The organism is Sphingomonas bacterium (genome assembly GCF_903643065.1).
GTDB lineage: Bacteria > Pseudomonadota > Alphaproteobacteria > Sphingomonadales > Sphingomonadaceae > Sphingomonas.
On sequence record NZ_CAHJWX010000341.1, the window covers coordinates 1 to 3,343 of the forward strand.

The 3,343-nt window shown below is 71.4% G+C and carries 4 protein-coding genes; all 4 read right to left on the minus strand.

The window, feature by feature from the left end; genetic code table 11:
- Nucleotides 1–492, minus strand: a 492-nt coding sequence (locus HUU95_RS11640; protein WP_174280260.1) for a CHASE3 domain-containing protein, incomplete at its 3' end; no start/stop codon positions are given.
- Nucleotides 493–708: 216 nt separating this feature from the next.
- Entirely contained in the window at nucleotides 709–1,470 is a 762-nt protein-coding gene (locus HUU95_RS11645) for a 3'-5' exonuclease (RefSeq protein ID WP_174280261.1), read from the minus strand.
- A gap of 30 nt (nucleotides 1,471–1,500) precedes the next feature.
- Nucleotides 1,501–1,995, minus strand: coding sequence for a PH domain-containing protein (locus HUU95_RS11650; protein WP_254602766.1), 495 nt, complete (start codon nucleotides 1,993–1,995; stop codon nucleotides 1,501–1,503).
- A 92-nt stretch (nucleotides 1,996–2,087) separates the two neighbouring features.
- A partial coding sequence (gene pgmG / locus HUU95_RS11655) for a phosphoglucomutase/phosphomannomutase PgmG (protein ID WP_174280262.1) occupies nucleotides 2,088–3,343 on the minus strand: 1,256 nt, incomplete at its 5' end.

The window sequence follows — 3,343 nt, forward strand, 5'->3', positions numbered from 1 at the left end:
GCGGATCGCGCGGGGGCGGGCGTATGCCGCCTCCGCGATGAAGTCGCGCCGCGCCTGCGCCGGGCCACCGGCGCGCATCAGCGCGATCGTGTGCTCGCGCGCGGCGACCAGCGCCGCCACCTGGCGCCGGTAGAGGGCGACGTTGCCCTGCTGGCGCGGATTGTCCCGCGTCAGCAGGCTGAGCCGTTCGATCGCGGAGGGGAGTAGTGCCGCGAACCCGGCATAGGCGTCGAGATATTGCTGTTCGCCGGCGAGCAGGTAGCCGCGACGCGCCGTCTCGCCCTGTTCGATGATCACCTGCGCGCGATCGATCGCGACCTCGACCTTGAGCGTGTGCGCGACCCAGAAGCCATGCTCGCGCGTCCGGTCGGCCATGGCAGCGGCCGCGAGCACCGCCGCGACCAGCAAGGCGAAGCCGAGCGCGAGCGCGGCGAGGAGGAAACGGCCGAACGCGTGCTCGTTAGCTTCCAGCCGTTGCGCAACGCGGAACATCGCGCGCGATTAGCTGGTGGTGGAGATGTTGGCTAGGCGTGGATTGGCTTCAGAGGAGACGCGAAGGCGCGGAGCAGATGTTCGCGCGAAGGCGCGAGTAGTCGTATTTGATACGCGCGCAGCGCCTTTATCCTGGCCGGCAATCGACGGCCGCCACGCGACCGGCTCTGCGCCTCCGCGCCTCCTCTGAACAACCTTCTTCGCGCCTTGCGTGTTCTACAGCAGCAGCTCCTGCGCGGTCTGGCGTCCGACATGGCCGCCCCCGCGACGGCGCGCCAGTTCGGTCTCGGCGGTGAAGCGCACGTCCGCGTCGCGGTCGGCGAGGAAGCCCGCTAGGCTGTCGTCGCCGATCTCCGTCCACTCCTTGCCGCGATCGGGGCCGAAGCGGACACGCGGCAGCAGGCCGGGCTGGCGCGACCAGTCGAGCAGCTGCGCGAGGCTCGCCTCGTTGAGCATGTCGCGCAGGTGGAACGCGGTGACATAGGCATCGGGAAAGGCGCGATGCGCGGGCAGGCCGCGTTCATGCTCGATTCCGTGCGGCTTGCGCCAGTAGCGCAGCACCTGATTGGAAAAGGCGGGGCTGTCGGGCCACAACCGCAGTGCGCATTTCCAGGTACAGACCCACTCGGCGCCGGCGGTCAGCGCGGGCGTGCAGAATTGCTGCTCGAAATCGGCGCGGTGCGCGGCGAGCGCGAGGCGGCGCGGATAGGGATCGAGCACGGGCCGCGCGACATCGTGCCACCACGGCGCGTCCGCGACCTGCTCGTCGAGGATGTGGTGCACCGCCTGCGTCACCGGCGGGATCGGCCGGCCGGGATTGACGAAGCGCTGCCCGCCCTCGCCGAGCAGCTCCCAACGGCCATCGGGGCCGAGCGCCACATCCTGCCAGCCGATCTCCAGCACGCCGTGCGCGGGCGGCGCGTTGCCGGTGGTCTCCAGGTCGACGACGCGGAGGATCTGCGGGCGGGGCGGTGGCATGCGCGACCTAAATGGGACGGCGCGGCGGCTTTATCCAGCGCGCCAGTGATCCTCGCGGTCGACATCCACCTCGCGCACGCTGCGCCGCTGGCGCGCCTGCTCGACCAGCGCGCGCAGCCCCTCGCGCCGCTCTCGCGCCTGGGGCACGTCGCGCAGCACGAAGGCGCGATCGCCGGTGGTGCGGTCGGTGGAGGTCAAGGTGATCGTACCGATGTCGGCGAGCTGGTTGATCAGCGAATAGTCGAGCCGCACATCCTTGATCCGGTACAGCTCGATCTCGTCGACCGACTTCATCAGGAGGCCGCGATGGAGGATCAGCCGCTGGTCGGTGACCGCATAGGTGGAGGACAGCGCGCGCAGCCAGCGGACGAGGATGATGACCAGGCCGATGCCGACCGGGCAGAGCAGCAGCGTGCCCCAGCCGGCGAACGAGCCGATCAGCCAGCGGCCGATGGCGGAGCGGAAACGGTCGACTTGGCGCTCGGGCATGGGGCGAAAGGTAGCGGCGTCTGTTCCCGCCGTCATGCTGAACTTGTTTCAGCATCCATGCGCGACCGTGCGGACGTGGACGAGCGTCGGCCATTTGGAGAACCGTCGCGCATGGACCCTGAACAAGTTCAGGGTGACGAGGGACGAGAGACCCCCGATGCCGCCAGCTGCGCATCCAGCGTCGCCACCAGTCGCTGGAGCCCTGCCTCGTCGCCCGCCTCCGCCCGCGCGGTGAGCAGGTCCTGCGTGTTCGACGCGCGCAGCAGCCACCAGCCGTCCGCTGTCGTCACCCGCGCGCCATCGGTGCGGTTCACGTCGGCGCCGGCCGCGTCGAGCCGCGCGATCACCTCGCCCACCACCGCCGCCTTGCGCGCCGGATCGATCGCGAAGCGCAGCTCCGGCGTGGCGACAAACCGCGGCATCGCGTCCTTCAGCTCGGCGAGCGAGCGACCGGCGCGGTGCAGCGCGCCGAGCAGGCGGACGGCGGCGAACTGCGCGTCGTCGAAGCCGTACCAGCCGTCGCCGAAGAAGATGTGGCCGCTCATCTCGCCCGCCAGCGGCGCGCCCGCCGCCTTCATCGCAGTACGGATCAGGCTGTGGCCGGACGGGCCCATGACGGGCCGGCCGCCCAGCGCGGCGATGCGGTCGTACAGCAGCTGGCTCGCCTTGACGTCGCCGATGATCGTCGCGCCCGGCGTCCGCGCGAGCACCGGTTCGGCCAGGATCGCGAGCAGCTCGTCGCCCCAGACGACGCGGCCCTGCCCGTCGACCGCGCCGATCCGGTCGCCATCGCCATCGAACGCGATCCCCAGGTCCAGCCCCTCGCGCGCGACCAGCGCCCGCAGGTCGGCGAGGTTCGCCTCGATCGTCGGATCGGGATGATGGTTCGGGAAACGCCCGTCGACGGCGGCGTGGAGCAGGTGGTGCTCGCCCGGCAGCCGCTTCACCAGCGCCTCGATCACCGGCCCGGACGCGCCGTTGCCGGTATCCCAGCCGACGCGCAACGCGCCGCCGGCATAGTTCTTCACCAACCGCGCGACATAGGCGTCGCGCACGTCGCGATCGACGACGCTGCCCGCGCCCGCGTCCCAGTCGCCGGCCGCCGCCATCCGGGCGAGATCGCCAATCGCCGCGCCATGCACGCTGTCATGCGCGTGGACGAGCTTGAAGCCGTTGTCGCCGGACGGGTTGTGGCTGCCCGTCACCTGCACGCCCGCGTCGACCGCCAGCGTCGCCTCGGCGAAATACAGCTGCGGCGTCGGCCCGAGCCCGGTGCGCACGACGTCGACGCCCGAGGCGACGAGCCCCTCGACCAGCGCCGCTTCCAGCGCCGGTGAGGTCAGCCGCCCGTCGCGTCCCACCGCGACGCGCGCGCCGCCCGCGC

Coding starts and splice junctions, on each gene's coding strand:
- HUU95_RS11650 (WP_254602766.1), bottom strand. CDS start 1,995: ATGACGGCGGGAACAGACGCCGCTACCTTTCGCCCCATGCCCGAGCGC.
- HUU95_RS11645 (WP_174280261.1), bottom strand. CDS start 1,470: ATGCCACCGCCCCGCCCGCAGATCCTCCGCGTCGTCGACCTGGAGACC.